Here is a 20,910-nt window from a genome sequence, read left to right on the forward strand (position 1 = left end):
TCCGGGCCTGACCGTTCATGCTGGTCATGCCACGAACTCCACGTCCGACACGGTCAACCCGGAATCTCCGCGCGCGACGGTGACCCGGAACCGGTAGTACCTGGTCTGCGGCTCGGCCTGGCCCGCATTGGTCAGCGTCTGTTTGGCGGCGACCAGCACCCGCCCGGAACGATCGTCGTCGCTCTCCAGCGCGGCCTCGACTATCTCGCCGCTGGAAACTACTTTCGCCTGCTGCACGATGCTGGTGAACGGGTCGACCCGGCCGTCGAACTCGGTCTTGAACTCGCCCGAGGCCAGCGACAGGATCCGGTCGATGTCCTGCTTGGCCGAATCGGCGCGGATGGTGGTCAGGTTGACGATCGCCTGCCTGGCGGTCTCCACATATTCGGCGCGACGCTCGTCGCGCTGGTGCGCCGAGCGCATCGCGAGAGCCGAGAGGGTCGCGCCGCAGACGAGTGCTACGACCAGCAGCGCGGCGGCGGCCATCGCGAGCATGCGGGGAAGACCGCGGCCCTTGTCCGAGGCGGGCTTCTGCTCGGTGGACGCCGCTTCGGCGGCCTGCTCGGTCTCGGTTTTCGTCGAGGCGACCGTCGCCTCGCCCGCGCCGGCGGTCGAGCCGTCCCGGGCAGGTGCCGATGCGCCCGCGGTGTCCGACTCGGTGACTTCGGAACTCGGCCCGTTGTTCGCGACAGCGGTTTCGGTCGCGCGGGCAGCGGCGACCTCGGCGGTGGCGGTCTTCGCGCCGGTCACGGTCTTCGTATCAGTGGCGGTCGCGGTCTTCGCGCCGCCGCCGGTCTCGATCTCCTCGACCGGCGGCCCGGCCGAGCGCACCGCACGCCGTCGCGTGCGGTGGCCTTCTCCGTTGCTCTCACTCATCGTTGCTGCTCCTCGAGCATCGCCTGCCAGCTCGACGGTACCGTGCCCGAACCGCTCGGTCCGATATCGCCCTGTCGGTATGTCCGACCGTCGGGGCCGATGTAAACGCCGCTGCCCGGGTCGTAGGCTCGGGCCGCGGCTGGTGTGCCGCCCCCGTAACTCGCCGGCGCGACGACGGGCGGCTCGTCGGCGGGCGCCGCCGCGGGCGCCACCGGCTGCGGTGGCCCGAACGGGGGGTTGTTACCCAACGGAACGTACCCGGTCCGGCACATTTCCGGCGTCGGGGCGCGCACGCCGGGCACCTCGGCGCACGGTGTGTTGCGAATGCCGCGCACTGCCTCGGGGGCGTCCTGCGGCACCTTGCAGTACAGGCCCGAGGGCGTGTCGGGGGTGTCGAGCAAGCTCGGCGAGCGGCGCTGGTCCGGCGGGAGGAAGCCGGTCGTGCAGGCGGGCGGGTCGTTGACCAACGCCATGAAGTCGACCAGGGCTCCGTATTCGAGCGGGCCGCGTACCGCGGTGAGCAAGGCGGCGACCAGCGGTGGATACACCACGAGGATCTGTTCCAGTCCGGCGTGATACGTGACCGCAACCTGGCCGACGCTGACCAGGTTCGACAGCAGCAGCGGCAGCGTGGGACGCAGATCGTCGAACAGGTTGGTCACCCGCTGCATCGCGGACGGACCCTCGCGCAGGATGCCGCGCAACGCTGGGTCGTGGCCGCGCAGCTGGTCGGTGACCGTCGCCAGATCGGCGGTCCAAGAGCGGATCGCGGCGTCCGAGCGGGTCTGGGTGTCCAGCAGCGGCCCGATCTGGTCGAGCAGTTGCTTCGTCGGTTCCGCGTTCGCCTGCGCTTCCTGTACCAGCAGCGACGCGGAGTCGATGAACCGCTGCAAGTCGGGTCCCGCGCCGTTGAACGCGACGAACGCCTCGTCGATCACCTGTTTCAGCCGGGTGTCCGCGACGCTCGACAGCAGCCGGTCGGCCTGGTCGAGCAGCGCGCCGACGTCTTGCGGCAGTTTGGTGCGCTCCACCGGGATCACGCTGCCGTCGCGCAGGTTTCCGCCCGTGCGGTTCTGCGCGGGCACGAGGTCCACGTATTGCTCGCCGACCGCGGAGACGCTGCGCACCCACGCGTCGACGTCGGAGGGGATCTTGTAGTCGCTCGCGATGGACAGCTCGGCGTCCACGCCGACCGGTGTCAGCCGGACCTCCTTCACCACGCCGACGTTCGTGCCGCGATAGGCGACGTTGGCCGTCGGGTACAGACCACCGGTCGCGGCGAGCTGCACGGTGACCTCGTAGCGCCCGATGCCGAACATCGCGGGCAGTTTGACGTAAGTGCCGCCCATGACCACCAGGCCGACCACCGTCAAGACGGAGAAGATGATCAGCTGGGTACGGACGAACCGGGTGAGTTTCACTGCCCCGGACCCCCTTCCGGCGCGGTGTTGCCCGGCATGGGCACGGTCAACCCGGGAATGGCGGGAATGCCCGGAATCGGCGGCAGTCCCGGGATGGTCGGGGCCGGCTGGCTCGCCGCGGGCGGCGGCGCCTGCAACGGCCCGGTGGCCGGGTCGCCGTTCTGCGCGGCGGTGCCGGGCGCGAAACTGCCGAGTGCGCCTTCCACGCCACCGAACCGTCCGCCCAGCGGCGTTCCGGTGAGGAAGTTCGAATCCAGCCGCTTGCCCGTGATGTCCACGGTCATGAACAGATTGAGGTAGTCGCCCTTTATCGCGTGGTCCAGGTTCTTCATCGGGAACGGGAAGGTGGCCAGGATCTTCAGCGCTTCGGTCAGGTCGCTGCCGGTGTCCGACAGCGACTTCAGCACCGGCACGAGGCTGCGCAGGTTGGCCTTCAGATCCTCGCCGCTCGCGTCGACGATGCGTCGGACGACGTCGCTCAGTTCGCCCAGCGCGGTGATCGCCCGGGTGATGTTCGCGCGGCGGTCGGCGAGCACGGTCAACGCCGGATGGATCTGCTCGATGGCCGCGGCCACCACGTCGCGCTGCTCGGCGAGCTGCCCGCCGAGCCGGTCCAGCCCGCTCATCGCGGCGATGATGTCGCCGGTCTGGCGGTCCAGGTTCGTGGTGAGCTCGTTCAGCTGCGGCAGCAGGTCCCGGATGGCTTCCTCCCGCCCGGTGAGGGCGGAGTTGAGTTCGTGGGTGATGGTCTCCAGCTGCGCGACGCCACCGCCGTTGAGCACCACCGACAGCGAGGACAACACCTGCTCGGTGGTCGGGAAGGTCCCGGCCCGCCCCAGCGGAATGACGTCACCCGCCTTCAACTGCCCTTGCGGCGCCTGATCCGTCGGCTCGGCGAGTTCGAGATGGTTGGACCCCAGCAGACTGGTCTGCCCGATCTTGGCGACGGCGTTCGCGGGCAGGTGCACATCCGGGTTCAGCCGGACGGTGACCAGCGCATGCCAGTCCTCCACCTCGATCCCGGCGACCGTGCCGACCGTGACGTCGTGCACCCGCACCGGCGAATTCCGGGTCAGCGTGGTCACGTTGGGCATCTGGATACGGACTTCGTAGGAGCCCGGCCCGGTGCCCTCGGTGCCTGGCATCGGCAACGAGTTCAGTCCGTCCCACTGACAGCCGGAGACGCCGAGCGCCACCGCCAGCCCCGCCGCGACGGCGGCGGTCCGGCGCATCCGCCGGGTCCGCATCATCGCCCACCTCCTGTCAGGCCCGGAATGGCCAAACCGGCCAGACCCTGGGGCACGCTTACCGGCGCGGGCTGCGGCTGCTGCGGAGTCTGGTTCGCCACCCGCCCGGCCAGGCTGGGATCGGTGTACACCAGCTGGTCGGGGAAGGCGGTGACACCACTGGCCGGGTTCGTCATGATCGGCACGTAATTCATGCTCAGGCTGTTGATCACGGGCGCCAGGTACTGCGCGCACAGGTCGGCGCTGCGGTCGGCGTCGTTGGTCTCCAGCGCCCGGACCGAACCGCACAGGAAGCCGAGCGGGTCGGCCGGGTTGTTCAGCGCGATCGCGCCGGTCAGGGTGCCTTGGGCCGGTTTGTAGATCTGGTAGAAGTTCACCAGCGCGGTGGGGCCGGAGTGCAGGACGCGTTCGAGTTCGGGCCGCTTGTCGACCAGCACCTGGGTGGCGTCGGCCAGCCGCTGCACACCCTCGGTGAGTTCGGCGCCGCTGCCGTCGATGAACCGGCGCACGTCGACGATCGCCGCGTCCAGATTGTCCAGTCCCGCACCGAGGTCCGAGGAGACCCCGGCCAGCACCGAGGACACCGACGCCAACCGTCCGCCGAACTGCACGATCTGCTCGTTGCTCGCCGACAGCACCTCGACGAACTTCTGCAGGTTGCGCACAGTGCCGAAGAGGTCGGTGCGACCGTCCGAGAGCGTGCTCAAAGTAGCCGACAGCTCTCGCAACGTGTCGCGGAACCGCTGCCCGTTGCCGTCGAGGTTGTCGGCCGCGGTGTCGACGAAGCGGCCGAACGAGCCCTGCTTGTCGTCGCCGACCGGGCCGAGAGCGGTGGCCAGCTTGGACAGCTCGGCCTTGATGTCGTCCCACTCGACCGGCACCGCGGTGTGCTCGATCGGGATCACGCTGTCGTCGGCCAGCTTCGGCCCGCCGGTGTAGGCCGGGGCGAGCTGGACGAACCGCGCCGAGACCAGTGAAGGCGAGATGATCACCGCCTTCGGGTCGGCGGGGACGTCGACTCCGCGATTCAGGGTCATCGTCACCTTCACCCGGTCGGCGCCGGGCTCGATGGCGTCGATCCGGCCGACCTTGACGCCGAGCACCCGCACATCGTCGCCCGCGTACAGGCCGGACGTGGACGGGAAGTAGGCGGTGACCTTCGTGGTGCCGATGCGGGTGATGCCGTTCCACGCGACCGCGACCACGAGCGCCGCGACGACCACACCGGCCAGCAGCAGCGCCCAGCGGGGCAGTTTCCCTACGACGTTCAGCATGCACATCCCTCCGGACGCGACTCCCCCGCCGTCGGAGCCGATCCGTCGACGGCTCGGGACGGGTGCGGGATGGACGGGTGATGCCCACTCATCGCGGCGGCTCCTGTATCGCGGGTTCGATCGAGGGAGGCGGCGTGAGGTAGCTCTGCAGATCGTTCGGCAGGTGCTGCGGCCACACCAGCGCGTCCACCAGCGGCTGCAGCGTCTTGCTCGCGGCGTTGATCACGTACGCCTGGAAGTAGGGGCCGCTGCCGACCTGTTCGCCCAAGGCGGCGGCGAACGGGCCGAGCCCGTCCAGCGCGTCGGCGAGGTTCTGCTTGTTGCGCTGCAACAGCGCCAGCACCGAGTTGAGCTTGTCCAACGCGGGTTTGAGCTGCGCCTCGTTGTCGGCGACCAAACCGGACAACTGCTGGGCGAGTCCGTTGACGTAGACGATCAGCTGCCCGAGCGCGCTGCGCCGCCGGTCCAGCTCACCGAGCAGCTCGTTGCCGTCCAGCAGCAGCGCGTTGATCTGGTTGCCGCGGTCGGCGAGGATCTTCGTCACGCTCTGCGCCCGCTTCAGCAGATCCGTCAGCGCCTGGTCGCGCGCGTTGATGCTGCGGGACAGCGCGGTGACGCCGTCGAGCGCCGAGCGCAGCGGCGCCGGCGTGTCGGCGAAGGTGGCCGAGAGCGCGTCCAGGGTCTGGTCGACGCGGTCCAGGTCCAGGTCGTGCACCGTGCCCGCCAGTTCGCTCAGCGCCTCGTTGAGCGAATACGGCGAGGTGGTGCGCTCGAGCGGGATGGTGTCGTCGGTGCGCAGCGCGCCGGGGCCGGACGGCGTCACCTCGAGGGATTTGCGCCCGAGCACCGTGTTGGTCTTGATGGCCGCGGAGGTCTTCTCGCCCAGCACGATCGACTCCGCGAGGGTGAATCGCACGAGCACCTTCGCGCCGTCCAGGCTGACGTTCTCGACCCGCCCGGACCGCACCCCCGCGACCTGGACCGCGTCGCCGGGAAGCAGGCCGCCCGCGTCGGCGAAGTAGGCGGTGAACGTGGCGCCGGAACGGATGAACGGCAGCCGGTCGAATTGCAGGGCCGACAGCGCCACCGCCACGGCGAGCACGAGGCCGACGATGCCGATGGTGATGGCGGGTGATCGCTGCTCGTTCATCGGTTGTCCGCACACCTTCCGGTCGTCTGCGCCCCGGGCATGTTGATCTTCATCGTCTGGCCGTTCGGGCCGTCCACCAGGAAGTTCGTCGAGCAGACGTAGAGCTGGAGGAAGGATCCGTATGAGCCGATGCGGATCAGCTGGCGATAGGTCGACGGCAGCCGCTCCAGCACCCACTGCACCGTGTCGGACCCGGCGTCGAGATTGGTGGCCAAGCGGCCGGTCTGCTCGATGGTGCCCTGCAGATCGGGGCGGGCCTGGGCGAGCAGGTCGGTCAGGTCGCCGGTGGCCCCGGCGATGCGCGGGAGCGCGTCGCCGATCTGATCCTTGTCGGCGGCCAACCCGCTGATCAGGCGCTGGAGCTCGGCGATGGTGGTGGCGAACTGGTCGCCGCGCTGATCGATCGTCTGCAACACCGTGTTCAAGTTGTTGATCACGCTGCCGATCAGCGCGTCCCGGTCGGCGAGCGTCTTGGCGAACGAACCGCCGCTGTTGAGCAGCGACACCAGCGTGCCGCCCTGGCCCTGGAAGATCTGCAGCAGCGCGTTGGTCAGGTCGTTCACCTGTCCCGGATCCAGGCCACGCAGCAGCGGCCGGAAACCGCCGAGCAACATGTCCAGATCGAGCGCGGGCGCGGTCTGCTCCTTGACGATGGTGCCGCCCGGCTGCAAGACCCGGTTCGAGCCCGGCCCCTCGGTCAGTTCGAGGTACCGGTCGCCGACCAGGTTCTCGTATTTGATCGCCGCCCGGGTGCTGGTGAGCAGCCGGTACTTGCGGTCGACGTCGAACTCGACGTGCGCCAGATAGTCCTTGCCGACCCGCACCGACGTGACGGAGCCGACCGGCACGCCCGCGATGCGCACCTTCGCGCCGGGCAGCATGCCCGACGAGCTGGTGAACACGGCGTGATAGCCGTTCTCCCGCGCGAAGCGCATCTGGCTGAACACGACCGCCAAGCCGGCGAAGATCAGCGTCATCACCAGCGTGAAGATGGCCAGTTTGACGGTGGTCGCGGTGTTCCTCACGGGCGGGGCACCCCCGGTAGTCCGGCGAACAGGATCTGGAAGATCTTCGGCGGGTTCACACTCAGCGTCGTCGACGGCGTGTACACGTGACCTTCCGAGGTGTCGGTAACGACATAGTCGGAGTGACTGCCCGGCACCCGGTCCAGGATGCCCGCGCACTGCGGACCGCCGGTCGCGTTGACCTTGGGCAGATCCTCCGGATAGGTGTAGGGCTTCGCGCCGTACATGAAGCCGGTGTTCAGCGCGACGCCTTCCTGCAGGCCGCCGAACACCGCCTCGCCCATCGGCAGCGCCTTGCCGAGGCCGCCGATGAGGCAGTACAACGCGGGCGCGTATTCGTCGAGCAGGCCGGTGGTCGGGCGCAGCAGATCCAGCGCCGTACCGAGCTGGTTCTCGTTGTCGCGCAACACCGATCCGGTGGTGTCGGCCAGGCCGGTGAGATTCACCAGGACGTTGTCCAGGCTGTCCTGTTCCTGGGCCAGGGTACGGCTGGTGACCGTGAAGTTGTCCACCGTGCGCAACAGGTCGTTCACCGTGTCCGCGTACAGATCGGTGACCTGGCCGGTTTTCGCCAGATCCTGTTGCAGCGTCGGCAGATACGGGTTGATATCGCGCAGGTAGGCGTCGCTCTGCTCGAGCAGTGCGCCCAGCTTCTCCCCGCGGCCCTGCAACGCGGTGCCGAGCGCGGACAGCGTCGCGTTCAGCTTTTCCGGCTCGATCTTGGCCAGCACGTCGGACAGGTGCTGGAACAGCGTGTTGAACTCGACGGTCACCCGCTGCGCGGTGACGACCGCGCCCGGTTGCAGCGACGTGGTCGAGGGCTGCCGCGGAACGATGAAGTTGACGTACTTCGCGCCGAACACGGTGGTGGACCTGATGTCGACGTCCGCGTTGGACGGCACCAGCTTCAACAGCTCCGGATCGAGTGCCAGCTTCAGCCGGGCGCCCTCGTCGGTGTTGTCGACGGAGTCCACCCGGCCGATCTCCACCCCGCGGACCTTCACCTTGGCGTCCGGGTCCAGCACCAGGCCACTGCGCGGCGCGTCCACCGTCACGGTGGCGGTGGGCGTGAACCCGCCGAGGAACATGATCAGCGCGACCGCCACGACGGCGACCAGCGCGAGCACCATCGCGGCCCCGGCCAGTTTCAGGCCGAGCCCGCCGCGCAGCGCCCGCATGAGGCGGCTTTCCGTTTGCTTCGATTCCGCCATGTCGCTATCCGGAGAGATGGAAGTTGCCGGAGGTGCCGTAGATGGCCAGCGAGATCAGCAGGGTCACCGTGACCACCGCGACCAGCGAGGCGCGCACCGCGTTGCCCACCGCGACACCCACGCCGACCGGCCCGCCCGCGGCGTTGTAGCCGTAATAGGTGTGGATCAGCATGACCGCCAGCGCCATGAAGATCGCCTGGGCGAAGGACCAGAGGATGTCGCTCGGGATGAGGAACGTGGAGAAGTAATGGTCGTAGACGCCCGCCGACTGCCCGTAGATCACCACGGTGGCGAAGCGGCTGGCCAGGAAGGAGGCGATCACCGCGAGCGCGTACAACGGGACGATCGCGATCATCCCGGCCAGCACGCGAGTGCCGACCAAGTAGGGCACCGGCCGGATCGCCATCGACTCCAATGCGTCGATCTCCTCGGCCACCCGCATCGCGCCCAGCTGCGCGGTGGAGCCTGCTCCGATGGTGGCCGCCAGACCGATGCCGGAGATCACCGGCGCCGCGATGCGGACGTTGATGAACGCGGCGAAGAAGCCGGTCAGCGCCTCGACGCCGATATTGCCCAGCGAACTGTAGCCCTGCACGGCGATCGTGCCGCCCGCGAAAAGGGTCAGGAACCCGACGATCACCACCGTGCCGCCGATCACCGCCAGCGCACCGGTGCCCATGCTGATCTCGGCGATCAGCCGGATGGTCTCGGTGCGATAGTGCACCAGTGCCCGCGGAATGGCACCGAGCGCCTGGGCATAGAACACGGCATGCTTGCCCACCGAATCGAGCGAGTCCGACATGCGGCGCACCCGTCGCACGGTCCGGGGAAAGCGGGATTCGATTACGAAGGCCATCGCGTCACCGCGCCGTGAACTTGATGCCGACGGCGGTGACCACCACGTTCACGACGAACAGGGCCATAAAAGCGAAGACTACGGTCTGATTCACCGCATCACCGACACTCTTGGGTCCACCTTTGACATTCAGGCCCAGATAGCAGGCGACCAGTCCGGCGATCAGCCCGAACAATCCGGCTTTCACCTCCGAAATGATCAGCTCGGGCAGATGGGTGAGCAGCGTGATGCCATTGACGAACGCGCCGGGGTTCACATCCTGCAGATACACCGAGAACAGAAATCCGCCGACGATGCCGATGGTGCACACCAGGCTGTTGAGCATCAGTGCGACGAACATCGAGGCGAGCACCCGGGGCACCACCAAACGGTGCACCGGATCGATGCCGAGCACCCGCATCGCGTCGATCTCCTCGCGGATGGTGCGCGCGCCGAGATCAGCGCAGATCGCGGTGGCGCCCGCACCCGCGACGATGAGCACGGTGACGATCGGCCCGACCTGGGTGACCGCGCCGAATGCGGCGCCCGCCCCGCTGAGGTCGGCCGCGCCGATCTCACGCAACAGAATGTTCAGCGTGAAGCTCACCAGAACGGTGAACGGAATGGCCACCAGCAATGTCGGCACGATCGAAACCCGCGCGATGAACCAGGACTGGTCGATGAACTCGCGCCATTGAAACGGTCTGCGCACGCTGGCGCGCGCGACATCGGCGGTGAGTTCGAAGAATCCACCGACGGCCCGCAATGGCACGGCAAGGACCTCGTTCATCCGCGATCCTCCTTGCTCACCGGCGTACACAGCACACGGCGCGAGTCTCACCGTGGCCGCACCGCCGGAACGATTAGAACATGTTCACCGTGTTGCCGGTAGCCTTTTTGGCACATTTGACGTGCAATTTCTCGAAAAATCGGCATATAAATTTGGAACCGGTGTCAGCGAGTGATGATCCCACCTTTGTGAGCTGAGACATAACCCGTCCCTATGTCTACCAAGCACCGATGCCATGATCAACAGTTGGACAGCTGATCAGTAACGCGGCGGCCGTGAGCCGCCGCCGGCTCACCCCAGCTCGGTCAGCGAAGACGCCGAGAAAGTGCGCCCCTGCGGACGATCGGCGAAGTAGCCGCCCAGCGTGGCGGCCAGATCCTGGGGCGACCACCCCCCACCGGTCGCGTCGAACCGGCGCTCCACGACCGGCGCGGCCATCAGCGCCACCATCCCCCCGTAGACGACGAACAGTTGCCCGTTGACCGCGTCGGCCGCGGGCGAGGCCAGGTAGGCGACCAGTCGCGCGACGTGATCGGGCGACAGCGGATCGGCCGCACCCTCCGGGGCGGGACTGAACACCGCCTCGGTCATCGCGGTGCGCGCCCGCGGCGCGATCGCGTTGGCCCGCACGCCGTAGCGCGACAGCGCCCGCGCGGCCGAGAGAGTCAGCGCGGTGATGCCCGCCTTCGCGGCGCCGTAGTTGGCCTGCCCCTCCGGGCCGAGCAACCCGGCCTCCGACGAGGTGTTGATCAGCCGGCCGTAGACCGGCTCGCCCGCCTGCTTCGACTTGCCCCGCCAGTACGCGGCAGCATTGCGCGAGAGGAGGAAATGGCCGCGCAGGTGCACCGCGAGCACCGCGTCGAAGTCCTCGTCGGACATGTTGAACAACATCCGGTCGCGGGTGATGCCCGCGTTGTTGACCACGATGTCGACCGATCCGAACGACTCCTCCGCGGTGCGGATCAGCGCGTCGGCGGTGGCACGTTCGGCGATACTGCCCGCGACGAACTCCGCCTTGGCGCCGAGCGCCCGGATCTCCCCGAGCGTGCTCGCGACCGCGTCCGATTCCGCGAGGTCGTTGACCACCACCGACGCGCCCGCCCCGGCCAGTGCGAGCGCTTCGGCCCGCCCAAGTCCGGCGCCGCCGCCGGTCACGATCGCTACACGGCCCGCAAGGCTCAGATCATTGCTCACGCGGCCGACTCTAGAACGTGTTCCAACTTACGGCAAGCATCCTTCACTGCAGCCGCAGGGCCGCCTTGGGGCACTGCGCGACGGCGTCCTGCACATCGGCGAGCCGATCGTCGGGCACGTCGGCGTTCGCGATGTGCAGTACGTCCTCGTCATCGAGTTCGAACACGTCGGGGGCGATTCCGACACAGATTCCATTCGCTTCGCACTGGTCCGGATCGACACTGATCTTCATGACAACTCCTTTACCGCCACTCTGGCCGAAGCCTAACAACCCGATGCACCCCACCGCGGCGTCATCGGCCGGATTCAGTATCAATACTGGAACATGTTTCAGTCCATATGCAATGATCGGGGGAACCCGATCCAACGAAGGCTCGGTCCCACCCGCCCCGCCGACTCCACAAGCTCCGTCGGCCGACCATCCCCCATGAGGTTTTCCATGCGCATTGCGTACACGCCGCAACAGGAGCAGCTGCGCGCAGAGCTGCGCGACTACTTCGCGCGGCTCATCACCCCCGAGCGCCGGGAGGCGCTGAGCGCGCAGACCGGCGAGTACGGGCAGGGCAACGTCTACCGCGAGGTGGTCCAGCAGATGGGCCACGACGGCTGGCTGGCGCTGGGCTGGCCCAAGGAGTACGGCGGTCAGGACCGCCCCACCATGGATCAGCTGATCTTCACCGACGAGGCGGCGATCGCCGGCGCGCCGGTGCCGTTCCTGACCATCAACTCGGTCGCGCCGACGATCATGCACTACGGCAGCGAGGAACAGAAGAAGTTCTTCCTGCCCAAGATCGCGGCCGGTGAACTGCACTTCTCCATCGGCTACTCGGAGCCGGGCGCGGGCACCGACCTGGCCAGCCTGCGCACCACCGCCGTGCGCGACGGCGATGACTACGTCATCAACGGCCAGAAGATGTGGACCAGCCTGATCGCCTACGCCGACTACGTCTGGCTGGCCGTGCGCACCGATCCGACGGCCAAGAAGCACAAGGGCATCAGCATGCTCATCGTGCCGACCACCGCCGAGGGATTCTCCTGGACTCCCGTGCACACGATGGCGGGGCCGGACACGAGCGCCACCTACTACCAGGATGTCCGCGTGCCCGCGAGCGCGCTGGTCGGCCAGGAGAACGGCGGCTGGGCGCTGATCACCAACCAGCTCAACCACGAGCGCGTCGCGCTCACCTCGGCCGCGCCGCTGGCGCTGGCGCTGAGCCAGACCGTCGAGTGGGCGCGCAACACCAAGGCCGCCGACGGCTCCCGCGTGATCGATCGCGAATGGGTGCAGCTCAATCTGGCCAAGGTGCACGCCAAGGTGGATTATCTGAAGCTGCTGAACTGGGAGATCGCCAGCCGGGCCGACGCGGGCGGCGACGCGGCTCCGCGGCCGTGGGACGCCTCGGCCTGCAAGGTGTACGGCACCGAGCTGGCGACCGAGGCCTACCGGTTGCTCATGGAGGTGCTCGGCCCGCAGGCGTACCTGCGCCAGGATTCCCCCGGCGCGCAACTGCGCGGACGGCTGGAGCGGATGCACCGCGCCGCGCTCATCCTCACCTTCGGCGGCGGCACCAACGAGGTGCAGCGCGACATCATCGCCATGACCGCCCTCAAGCAGCCTGCCGCGGCACGCTGACCGAAAGCAGAGAGACCACCATGGATTTCACTCCCACCGAAGCCCAACTCGATCTCGGCCGGCTGACCGGCGAGGTGTGCGGCAAGCTGGTCACCGCCGACCGGCTGCGCGAACTCGACGGCAACCGGGCCGAGACGGGAGCGCAGGTCGAGCGATTCGACCAGCCGCTGTGGAATTCGCTGGCCGAGACCGGTGTGCTCGCTGCGGCGCTGCCCGAGTCGGTCGGCGGCAGCGACCTCGGTGCGCTCGAGCAGACCGCCATCCTGCGTGAACTGGGCAAGCATCTCGCGGCCGTGCCGTATCTGTGGTCGATCGCGCTCGGCGCGGGCGCGCTGGCGCGATTCGGGTCCGAACAACAGCGTGAACTGGCCGCGCGGGCGGGTGCGGGCAGCGTCATCCTGACGGTGGCGCTGGCCGAGGAGCGCAACTGGGAACCCACCGCGCCGGCCACCACCGCGGTCGAGACCGGCGCCGGCTGGCGGCTGACCGGGTCCAAGACCACGGTGCCCTTCGCGAACCGGGCCGAGCGAATCCTCGTGCCCGCCACGGTTTCCGGGACCACCGCGGTGTTCCTGGTCGATCCCGCGGCGACGACGGTGAGCGCCCAGCAGGTGGTCGATCGCAGCCCCGAGTTCGCGGTCGAACTCACCGATACCCCCGCCGAGCTGGTCGGCAGTGTCGTAGGCGGGGCGGAGATCCTGGACTGGGTGCTCACCCGCGCCTGGCTCGGCCTGAGCGCCGCGCAGCTGGGCACCCTGGAGCGGGCGCTCGAGCTCGTCGCCGAATACGCCAGGGAACGAGAACAGTTCGGCAAGGCGGTCGGCAGTTTCCAGGCCGTCGCCCAGCGGCTCGCCGACGCCTACATCGACGTCCAAGGCCTGCGCCTGGCCGTCACACAGGCGGCGTGGCTGCTCTCGGAGGACCTGCCCGCCGCGGAAGCGGTGCACACCGCCAAGTTCTGGGCCGCCGACGCGGGCCACCGCGTCGCGCACACCGTCGTCCACGTGCACGGCGGCGTAGGCATCGACCGCGACCACATCGTGCACAACTACTTCACCGCCGCCAAACACAACGAGTTCGCCCTCGGCGCGAGCACCGACCACCTCCGCGCCCTCGGCGCGTTGCTGGCGGGCAAACCAGCCTGAGCGGGGAGCTCGAGTCGGCCCGCTGCCCCGCGCGGGCCGACGCCTCCGCGCGTTCGACGTATACCGGCTACGCGTCGGTAAGACGATTACGAACACGTCCAGGAGGATTTCGAGATGGCGCCGACCAACAAGCGCCAGAAGGCAACTCCCACTCGCCGCGCACGACATGGGGTTCGCGAGGACGACCGCATGGAGAGCATGGAAGTCGACGGGACATCACGAGTCCTGTCCGCCGACGACGTTCCGATTCGAGGCCAACGCCTCGTCCAGCGCCTGCACGGCACCGCCGGCAGCGGGGATGTCGCAGGCATGAGCACTGACCAGATCATGCACTTGCTCCGCGGCGAGTAGCCCGGGGCTCAGGTTCGTCAGCCCTCGAATCTCGCAAGATGCTTGGCAATCTCCGGCAGATCGAGTGCACCCTGGCATACGTCCAATACGAACCGCTCAGCTTCATCGACGTCGAAGTGCGGATCCAAGCGATGACCGTTGATGTAGAGGAAGACCCAGCTCGCATACCAGGCCAATCGCTTGTTGCCATCAACCAAACCGTGGTTGCGGGCAATCGACTCCATCAATGCGGCGGCCTTCTGCCACACATCGGGGTACGCATCCTGTCCGAACACACTGGACTGCGGTCGCGCCAGAGCAGAATCGAGCAACCCGTAGTCACGCACCACTGGAGTGCCCAAGCGTTCCGCGAGACGCAGCAGCGCCGGGAGCGTCAGGTACTCCATCAGGCCAGCCTCCGATTCAGCTCCTCACTGACACGCAAAACGTGATCGGCGGCCTCGTTGAACAGTCTGGAATGCTCGTTGATCGCCTGGATCACGGCATCGTGGACAAATTGCTGCATACTGCGGCCTTCCGCCTCCGCGCGTTCGCGCAAGGCACCGAGTTCCTCGTCGGTAAATCGAACGTTCAAGCCAGCCATAGAACAATAGTACCGCGTGGTACCACTTGATACCGCCCCATTCTCAGTCCACCGGAGTGGACGTCAGATAGTGCTGGAGGGTGGGGCCTACCTCGGCGATGATCTGCTCGCGGGTCAGGGCGACGACCGGGGGTAGGCACAGGACGTAGCGGCACAGGGCCAGCCCCAGCATCTGGGTGACGATCAGGCCGCCACGGCGGGGGGCATCGGCGGGATCGCCGAAGCGCAGGACGGCGGGCAATATCTGCTCGATGAAGATCGCGCGGACGCGGTCGGCGACCGCTTCGTCGGTGATCGATGAGCGCAGCAGCGTCAGCAGCACTTCCTTGTTCGGCTGCTCCTCCCAGACCTCGAAGAAGCGGCGCACCAGCAGTTCGCCGAGATGATCGGGGTCCGCGGCGGCGAGGTCGGGCAAGTCGAGCCGGACGTCGACCGCGGCCGCGAAGAGGCCGTCTTTGCTGCCGAAATATCGCATGACCATGGACGGGTCGATGTCCGCGTCCGCCGCGATGGCGCGAATGGTCGCCTTGCGGAAACCCTCCGCGGCGAACCGCGCGCGGGCCGCTTCCAGAATCGCCGCGCGCGTCGCGTCCGAGCGGCGAGCGGGCGTTCGATCAGGATCGACGGTCATGCCAACAAGTGTAGGCCAACAACTGTTGACTTACTAGCGCGCACAGCGCTACGGTTATGCCAACAAACGTTGGCCTACAAACGTTGACAAAAAGGAGTTCCGATGAACGCCACCACGAACCCGCTGCCCGCCACCACCTCCGTCGTGCTCGTCGGCGCGGGTCCCGCCGGGCTCACCGCGGCGATCACGCTGGCCGACGCGGGTGTGGAGTTCGTTCTCCTGGACCGCCTGGGCGAGGGCGCGAACACCTCGCGCGCCGCGGTCGTGCACGCCAGGACGCTGGAAGTGCTCGAGCAGCTCGGCATCGCCGACGAACTGGTCGCGACGGGCGACATCGTCGCCCGATTCACCGTGCACGACGGCGGCAGCACCTTGGCCACCATCGACTTCGACGGACTCCCGACGCGCTACCCGTACACCCTGATGACCCCGCAGGACACCACGGAGGCGGTGCTGCTGAAGCGGCTGCGGAAGGCGGGCGGGGACGTGCAGCGGCCGTACCAGGTCACCCGGGTCGCCGAGGAGAACGACGGCGTCACGGTCGAATACACCGACGAGGCGGGCGCGCACGGCAGCATCCGCGCCGACTACGTCATCGGGACCGACGGCATGCACAGCGTCGTGCGCGAGCAAGCGGGCATCGGTTTCACCGGCGCGACCTACCCGGAGTCCTTCGTCCTCGCCGACGTGCGGATGGACTGGCCGATCGCGCGCGACGAAGTCGCCCTGCACCTTTCACCGGAGGGCGTCATGGTGGTCGCGCCGCTCCCCGACGCGGACGAACCGAACCGCTTCCGCGTGGTCGCCACCCTGGAAACCGCGCCCGAGCACTCGACCGAGCAGGACATCCAGGCCCTCCTCGACGCCCGCGGCCCCGGCGGCACGGTGCGCGTGCACGAGGTGCTGTGGAGCTCGCGCTTCCGCGTGCACCACCGCGTCGCCGACCGGTACCGCAGCGGCCGCATCCTGCTCGCGGGCGACGCGGCTCACGTGCACAGCCCGGCCGGCGGCCAAGGCATGAACACCGGGATCCAAGACGCCGCCGCCCTCGGCCCGCTGCTGGCCCGCGTGCTGGCGGGCGAGCCGGACACCCTGCTCGACGACTACGAAGCCACCCGCCGCCCGGTCGCTCTCGGCGTCGTCTCGTTCACCGACCGCATGACCAGAATGGCGACCCTGCGCGCACGCCCGGCCCGGGCCCTGCGCAACCTGACCCTCACCACCCTCGCCCGCATCCCCGCCTTCCGCCACCGCCTCGCCTACCAACTGGCCGAACTGGCCAACCGCTGATCCCGCGAACAGCGATGTGGCCGGCCACCGTTGTGAGAAACGGTGGCCGGCCACGTCGCACAACCGCTATTTCGCGCTCGCAACCGTGTGGTCGTCGGCGGGGCGGGACTGGGTTTGCTCCTTGGCCCAGCGGTAATCGGGCTTGCCCGCCGGGGAGCGCTTGATCTCGTCGACGTACCACAAGCTGCGGGGAAGCTTGTACGGCGCGATCTCCTGGGTTAGCATGGGACGCAGTTCTTCCAAGGTGGGCCGGGATTCACCACGACATTGCACGACCGCCACCACCCGCTGCCCCCAGCGCTCGTCGTCGATACCCACCACCAGCGCGTCGAAGATCTCCGGGTGGGTCTTGAGGGCGCCCTCGACCTCCTCCGGGTAGATCTTCTCGCCGCCGCTGTTGATGCTGACCGAACCGCGGCCGAGCATGGTGACCGTGCCGTCTTCCTCGACGCGGGCGAAGTCGCCGGGGATGGCGTAGCGCACCCCGTTGAATTCCTTGAACGTCGCCGCGGTCTTCGCCTCGTCCTTGTAGTAGCCGAGCGGGATGTGCCCGCGCCGGGCCAGGATGCCGACCACGCCCGAGCCGGGCTGCACCGGATTGCCGTCCTCGTCGAGCACATCGGTGGAGGCGTCGATCTTCACGCGCGGCCCGCCGGTGTGCGTCGCCCCCTTGGCCACGATGGCGATGCCGCCGAACCCGGTCTCGGAGGAACCGATCGAATCGGAGATCATCCGGTTGGGCAGCAGTTCGAGGAATTGGTCCTTGAGCGCGGGCGAGAACAGCGCCGCACTGCTGGCCATCACGTACAAGCTCGAAAGATCATAGGGCTGACCGGTTTCCGGGTTGCCCTCGATGAGCGCGTCGAGCATGGGGCGCGCCATCGCGTCACCGGTGATGAAGATCAGATTGATCTTGTGCTTGTCGATGGCCCGCCACACGCCGTGTCCGGAGAACTCCGGCAGCATCACGGCCTTGCCGCCGCCGAACAGGCTGTGGAACGTGGCCCACTGCGCCCCGCCGTGGATCATCGGCGGGATCGGGAACCGCACCATCGGCGGGCTGCCCGCGCCGACCTTCGCCAATTCCCATTCGTCCTGGACGTATTCGCCGGTGATGAAGTTGATGCCCGCGCCGAGCACGCGCCACACGTCCTCCTGGCGCCACATCACGCCCTTGGGCATCCCGGTGGTGCCACCGGTGTAGACCATGTACAGGTCGTCGGGCGAGCGTTCGCCGAAGTCGCGCTCGCCCGAAGACTGCGCGATCACCGCCTCGTATTCCACCGAATCCGCTGCGGTGGCAATCGTGCCGGTCGTATCGTCGTCGACGACGACGACGGTGCGCAGCTGCGGGGTCTTGGGCCGAACGGCAGCGACCCGGTCGCTGTAGCGCCGCTCGTGGATCAGCGCCACCATGTCCGAGTTGTCGAAGATGTACTGCAACTCGTTCTCGACGTAACGGAAGTTCACGTTGATCATCACGGCCCGCGCCTTGAAGATCGCGACCATGGCCTCGACGGCCTCGATCGTGTTGCGTGAGTAGATGCCCACCTTGTCGCCCGGCTGGACTCGCTGTTCTTGCAGGTAGTGAGCGAGCTTGTTGGCCCGCTCCTCCAACTGGGCGTAGGTGACCTCGCGGCCGTCGTCGGCCAGCGCGACGCGGTCGGGCATCAGGTCGATGGCATGTTCGACTAGGTCCGCTATGTTGTAGCTCACAGCCTTAAAAATAGAACGTGTTACTGTTTCTGACAAGGCTCGAAGTCAGGAGAATCAGCGATGCCGCACTGCCTCGTCGAGAAGCGCGACCACGTCCTCATCGTCACCATGAACCGGCCCGAGGCGCGCAACGCGCTGTCGGGCGAGATGATGGCGATCATGAAGGACGCCTGGAACCAGGTGGACGACGATCCGGACATCCGGGTCGCGATCCTGACCGGCGCCGGCGGCGCGTTCTGCGCGGGCGCCGATCTCAAGGGCATGACCTCCGAGCACCCGGGCGACACCATCGACGGTGGCGGCTGGAATCCGGCCAAGCTGGAGGCGCTGCTCAAGGGCCGCAGGCTGACCAAGCCGCTGATCGCGGCGGTCGAGGGCCCGGCCATCGCGGGCGGCACCGAGATCCTGCAGGGCACCGACATCCGGGTGGCCGGGGAGAGCGCGAAATTCGGAGTCTCCGAAGCCCGTTGGGGTCTGTTCCCGCTGGGCGGCTCAGCGGTGCGGCTGGTCCGCCAGATCCCCTACACCGTCGCCGCCGAGATCCTGCTCACCGGCAGGCACATCACCGCGGCGGAAGCCAAGGAGATCGGCCTGATCGGGCACGTGGTCGCGGACGGCACCGCGCTGGACAAAGCGCTGGAGATCGCGGGGCAGATCGCCGCCAACGGCCCGCTCGCCGTGCAGGCCATCCTGCGCACCATCCGGGAGACCGAGGCAATGCCGGAGGAGGACGCCTTCCAGATCGACGCCAAGCTCGGCATGTCGGTCTTCCGCTCGGCGGATGCCAAGGAAGGGCCGCGGGCGTTCGCGGAAAAGCGCAAGCCCTCTTTCACCGGAAACTGACGACAACAGCCCAACGCCCCCGATGCGCGACCAGTGCACGCGCATCGGGGACGACCCCTCGCCGGGCTCAGTTCGCGCCCGGGTAATCCATCCAGAACGGCTCCCACTGGTGGCCGTCCGGGTCGATGAAGGTGCGGCCGTGCATGCCGACCTGCGCCTCTTGCGCCCGCTTGTCCTCGTTCACCTCTTCGGTCGCGCCCGCGGCCAGCGCGGCCTCGGCCAGGTTGTCGACCTCCGCGGCGCTGCCGAGGGCCAGCGCGTACGCGGAGCCGATCGCCGCCTTGGTGTCGGCCACCGGCCGCTTGCTGAAGGTGGTGAAGAAATCCTCGGTGAGCAGCATCAGGCAGATGTTGTCGTCGATCACGATGCAGGCCGCGTTGTCATCGGTGAACTCCTGGTTGACCTTCCAGCCCAGCGCCTCGTAGAACGCCGTCGACCGGTGCAGATCGGTGACCGGGAGATTGATGAAGATCATCTTGCTGCTCATGGCCTCTTCCTCTCGAGCAAGTCCGTTCGTGTCACTGGATAGGACGGGCCGCGCCCGGCGAACTCATCGCGGAAGCGTCGGTGGCGCATCCCACACCGCGGGCAGGTTTATTGATCTTGATCAGCGACGCCCTCGGGTTCCAGAGCCTGTTCTGTGTCGGTGGCCTGTGGCAGGGTGACTCCCATGAACGACTCGTCCGGCTCCTCCACCGGCCTCGCTCCCGAGGTGCTCGCCGCATTCGAGACCCACCGCAGGGAGCTGTGCGCGTATGCCTACCGCATGCTCGGCTCGTCCTTCGAAGCGGAGGACGCGGTCCAGGAGACCCTGACCCGGGCGTGGAAGTCCTACGACTCGTTCGAGGGCCGCGCCAGCCTCCGCTCCTGGCTGTACAAGATCACCACGAACGTCTGCCTGGACATGCTCGACGGCCCGCAGCGCCGAGCTCGGCCGATGGATCTGAACGGTCCGTCGCGGCCGGATTCGCCGCTGCCCGCGCCCCAGCCGGACTACGTCTGGATCGAGCCGATCCCCAACGCGCTGGCCTTCGGCGCCGATCCGGCCGACCACGCCAGCGCGAAGGACACGTTGCGCTTGGCCTTCGTCGCGGCCTGCCAGCATCTGCCCGCCACGCAGCGCGCGATCCTGATCATGCGCGAGGTCCTGCGCTTCTCCGCGAACGAGACCGCCGAGGCGCTCACCATGTCGCCCGCGTCGGTCAACAGCGCGCTGCAACGGGCGCGCGCCACCATGTCCAAGGTCCAGCCCGCGGCCACCGACACCTATGACGAGTCCGACGAGGATCAGCGCAAGCTGGTGGACAACTTCGTCAAGGCGTTCGAGGCCTACGATATGGACACGCTCACCTCCCTGCTGAAAGCGGATGTGGCGCTGTCCATGCCGCCGCTCGAGCTGTGGATCTCCGGTCCGGAGAACGTGGCCGCGTTCATGCTCGGCCACGGAAGCGCTTGCCGCGACTCGCGTCTGGTCCCGCTGGAAGGCGCCAACGGCTTGCCCGCATTCGGCCACTACAAGCCGGGCGCCGAGCCGGGCGTGTGGGTGCCGTGGTCGATCACGGTGCTGGAACTCGACGGCGACACCATCGCCGGGCTGAACTTCTTCCTGGACACCGAGAAGTTGTTCCCACTCTTCGGCCTCGCGCCCGAACTGCGCGAGAGCATGAACCGCTGACCAGCGAATACCCGCTGCAC

Annotated in this window: 22 protein-coding genes; 6 read left to right on the forward strand and 16 right to left on the reverse strand. The window is 67.9% G+C overall.

Annotation, left to right across the window (positions count from 1 at the left end):
• Positions 1–24: 24 nt before the first annotated feature.
• From ACWEKR_RS28220 to ACWEKR_RS28270, 11 genes are all read right to left on the reverse strand, one after another.
• Complete coding sequence (locus ACWEKR_RS28220; protein WP_452357012.1) at positions 25–876, reverse strand: hypothetical protein; 852 nt, start codon at positions 874–876, stop codon at positions 25–27.
• Positions 873–2,297 (reverse strand): MCE family protein, encoded by a 1,425-nt coding sequence (locus ACWEKR_RS28225; protein WP_452357013.1) that lies wholly within the window; start codon positions 2,295–2,297, stop codon positions 873–875. The genes ACWEKR_RS28220 and ACWEKR_RS28225 overlap by 4 nt, the downstream gene beginning before the upstream one ends.
• Entirely contained in the window at positions 2,294–3,547 is a 1,254-nt protein-coding gene (locus ACWEKR_RS28230; RefSeq protein ID WP_452357014.1) for an MCE family protein, read from the reverse strand. The genes ACWEKR_RS28225 and ACWEKR_RS28230 overlap by 4 nt, the downstream gene beginning before the upstream one ends.
• Entirely contained in the window at positions 3,544–4,818 is a 1,275-nt protein-coding gene (locus ACWEKR_RS28235) for an MCE family protein (protein WP_452357015.1), read from the reverse strand. Before ACWEKR_RS28235 ends, ACWEKR_RS28230 begins: the two co-directional genes overlap by 4 nt.
• Positions 4,819–4,906: 88 nt before the next feature.
• Positions 4,907–5,968, reverse strand: a complete 1,062-nt coding sequence (locus ACWEKR_RS28240) for an MCE family protein (RefSeq protein WP_452357016.1) — start codon at positions 5,966–5,968, stop codon at positions 4,907–4,909.
• Positions 5,965–6,993 (reverse strand): MCE family protein, encoded by a 1,029-nt coding sequence (locus ACWEKR_RS28245; protein ID WP_452357017.1) that lies wholly within the window; start codon positions 6,991–6,993, stop codon positions 5,965–5,967. The genes ACWEKR_RS28240 and ACWEKR_RS28245 overlap by 4 nt, the downstream gene beginning before the upstream one ends.
• Positions 6,990–8,171, reverse strand: a complete 1,182-nt coding sequence (locus ACWEKR_RS28250) for an MCE family protein (protein ID WP_452357042.1) — start codon at positions 8,169–8,171, stop codon at positions 6,990–6,992. The genes ACWEKR_RS28245 and ACWEKR_RS28250 overlap by 4 nt, the downstream gene beginning before the upstream one ends.
• Positions 8,172–8,208: 37 nt before the next feature.
• Positions 8,209–9,060 (reverse strand): MlaE family ABC transporter permease, encoded by an 852-nt coding sequence (locus ACWEKR_RS28255; protein ID WP_159842140.1) that lies wholly within the window; start codon positions 9,058–9,060, stop codon positions 8,209–8,211.
• A 4-nt stretch (positions 9,061–9,064) separates the two neighbouring features.
• Positions 9,065–9,829 (reverse strand): MlaE family ABC transporter permease, encoded by a 765-nt coding sequence (locus ACWEKR_RS28260; protein WP_181718959.1) that lies wholly within the window; start codon positions 9,827–9,829, stop codon positions 9,065–9,067.
• A 291-nt stretch (positions 9,830–10,120) separates the two neighbouring features.
• Complete coding sequence (locus ACWEKR_RS28265; RefSeq protein ID WP_452357018.1) at positions 10,121–11,023, reverse strand: 3-oxoacyl-ACP reductase; 903 nt, start codon at positions 11,021–11,023, stop codon at positions 10,121–10,123.
• 43 nt (positions 11,024–11,066) lie between these two features.
• Positions 11,067–11,255: a ferredoxin gene (locus ACWEKR_RS28270; RefSeq protein WP_063022338.1), complete on the reverse strand. Its 189-nt coding sequence runs from the start codon at positions 11,253–11,255 to the stop codon at positions 11,067–11,069.
• 207 nt (positions 11,256–11,462) lie between these two features.
• Here ACWEKR_RS28270 and ACWEKR_RS28275 point away from each other — a divergent pair, with 207 nt between their 5' ends.
• The 3 genes from ACWEKR_RS28275 to ACWEKR_RS28285 all read left to right on the forward strand — a co-directional run bounded on the left by ACWEKR_RS28275 (position 11,463) and on the right by ACWEKR_RS28285 (position 14,152).
• Positions 11,463–12,656: an acyl-CoA dehydrogenase family protein gene (locus ACWEKR_RS28275; protein ID WP_452357019.1), complete on the forward strand. Its 1,194-nt coding sequence runs from the start codon at positions 11,463–11,465 to the stop codon at positions 12,654–12,656.
• A 20-nt stretch (positions 12,657–12,676) separates the two neighbouring features.
• Positions 12,677–13,801 carry an acyl-CoA dehydrogenase family protein gene (locus ACWEKR_RS28280; protein WP_452357020.1) on the forward strand — a complete coding sequence of 375 codons (1,125 nt, stop codon included), beginning with the start codon at positions 12,677–12,679 and terminating at the stop codon, positions 13,799–13,801.
• A gap of 114 nt (positions 13,802–13,915) precedes the next feature.
• Positions 13,916–14,152: a hypothetical protein gene (locus ACWEKR_RS28285; RefSeq protein ID WP_452357021.1), complete on the forward strand. Its 237-nt coding sequence runs from the start codon at positions 13,916–13,918 to the stop codon at positions 14,150–14,152.
• A 17-nt stretch (positions 14,153–14,169) separates the two neighbouring features.
• Here the strand turns inward: ACWEKR_RS28285 and ACWEKR_RS28290 are convergent, their stop codons facing one another.
• Genes ACWEKR_RS28290 through ACWEKR_RS28300 form a run of 3 tightly spaced genes read right to left on the reverse strand, consistent with a single transcriptional unit; the run spans position 14,170 to position 15,366 of the window.
• Positions 14,170–14,538, reverse strand: a complete 369-nt coding sequence (locus ACWEKR_RS28290; protein ID WP_452357022.1) for a type II toxin-antitoxin system death-on-curing family toxin — start codon at positions 14,536–14,538, stop codon at positions 14,170–14,172.
• On the reverse strand, positions 14,538–14,735 hold the full coding sequence (locus tag ACWEKR_RS28295; protein ID WP_062968693.1) for a hypothetical protein: 198 nt from the start codon (positions 14,733–14,735) through the stop codon (positions 14,538–14,540). The genes ACWEKR_RS28290 and ACWEKR_RS28295 overlap by 1 nt, the downstream gene beginning before the upstream one ends.
• 43 nt (positions 14,736–14,778) lie before the next feature.
• Entirely contained in the window at positions 14,779–15,366 is a 588-nt protein-coding gene (locus tag ACWEKR_RS28300) for a TetR/AcrR family transcriptional regulator (RefSeq protein ID WP_452357023.1), read from the reverse strand.
• Positions 15,367–15,468: 102 nt separating this feature from the next.
• Between ACWEKR_RS28300 and ACWEKR_RS28305 the strand changes: the two genes are divergently transcribed.
• Positions 15,469–16,656, forward strand: a complete 1,188-nt coding sequence (locus tag ACWEKR_RS28305) for an FAD-dependent monooxygenase (RefSeq protein WP_452357024.1) — start codon at positions 15,469–15,471, stop codon at positions 16,654–16,656.
• 66 nt (positions 16,657–16,722) lie between these two features.
• On the opposite strand, the gene ACWEKR_RS28310 is transcribed toward ACWEKR_RS28305, so the two are convergent.
• A complete protein-coding gene (locus tag ACWEKR_RS28310; protein WP_452357043.1) occupies positions 16,723–18,372 on the reverse strand; it encodes an acyl-CoA synthetase in 1,650 nt (549 codons plus the stop codon).
• Positions 18,373–18,432: 60 nt separating this feature from the next.
• Here ACWEKR_RS28310 and ACWEKR_RS28315 point away from each other — a divergent pair, with 60 nt between their 5' ends.
• Entirely contained in the window at positions 18,433–19,215 is a 783-nt protein-coding gene (locus ACWEKR_RS28315) for a crotonase/enoyl-CoA hydratase family protein (protein ID WP_452357025.1), read from the forward strand.
• A 67-nt stretch (positions 19,216–19,282) separates the two neighbouring features.
• Here the strand turns inward: ACWEKR_RS28315 and ACWEKR_RS28320 are convergent, their stop codons facing one another.
• Positions 19,283–19,702, reverse strand: a complete 420-nt coding sequence (locus ACWEKR_RS28320) for a VOC family protein (RefSeq protein ID WP_452357026.1) — start codon at positions 19,700–19,702, stop codon at positions 19,283–19,285.
• Between the two features lie 183 nt (positions 19,703–19,885).
• Here ACWEKR_RS28320 and ACWEKR_RS28325 point away from each other — a divergent pair, with 183 nt between their 5' ends.
• Entirely contained in the window at positions 19,886–20,890 is a 1,005-nt protein-coding gene (locus ACWEKR_RS28325) for a sigma-70 family RNA polymerase sigma factor (RefSeq protein WP_452357027.1), read from the forward strand.
• Positions 20,891–20,910: the final 20 nt, after the last annotated feature.

It is taken from the genome of Nocardia sp. NPDC004573, from assembly GCF_053602135.1.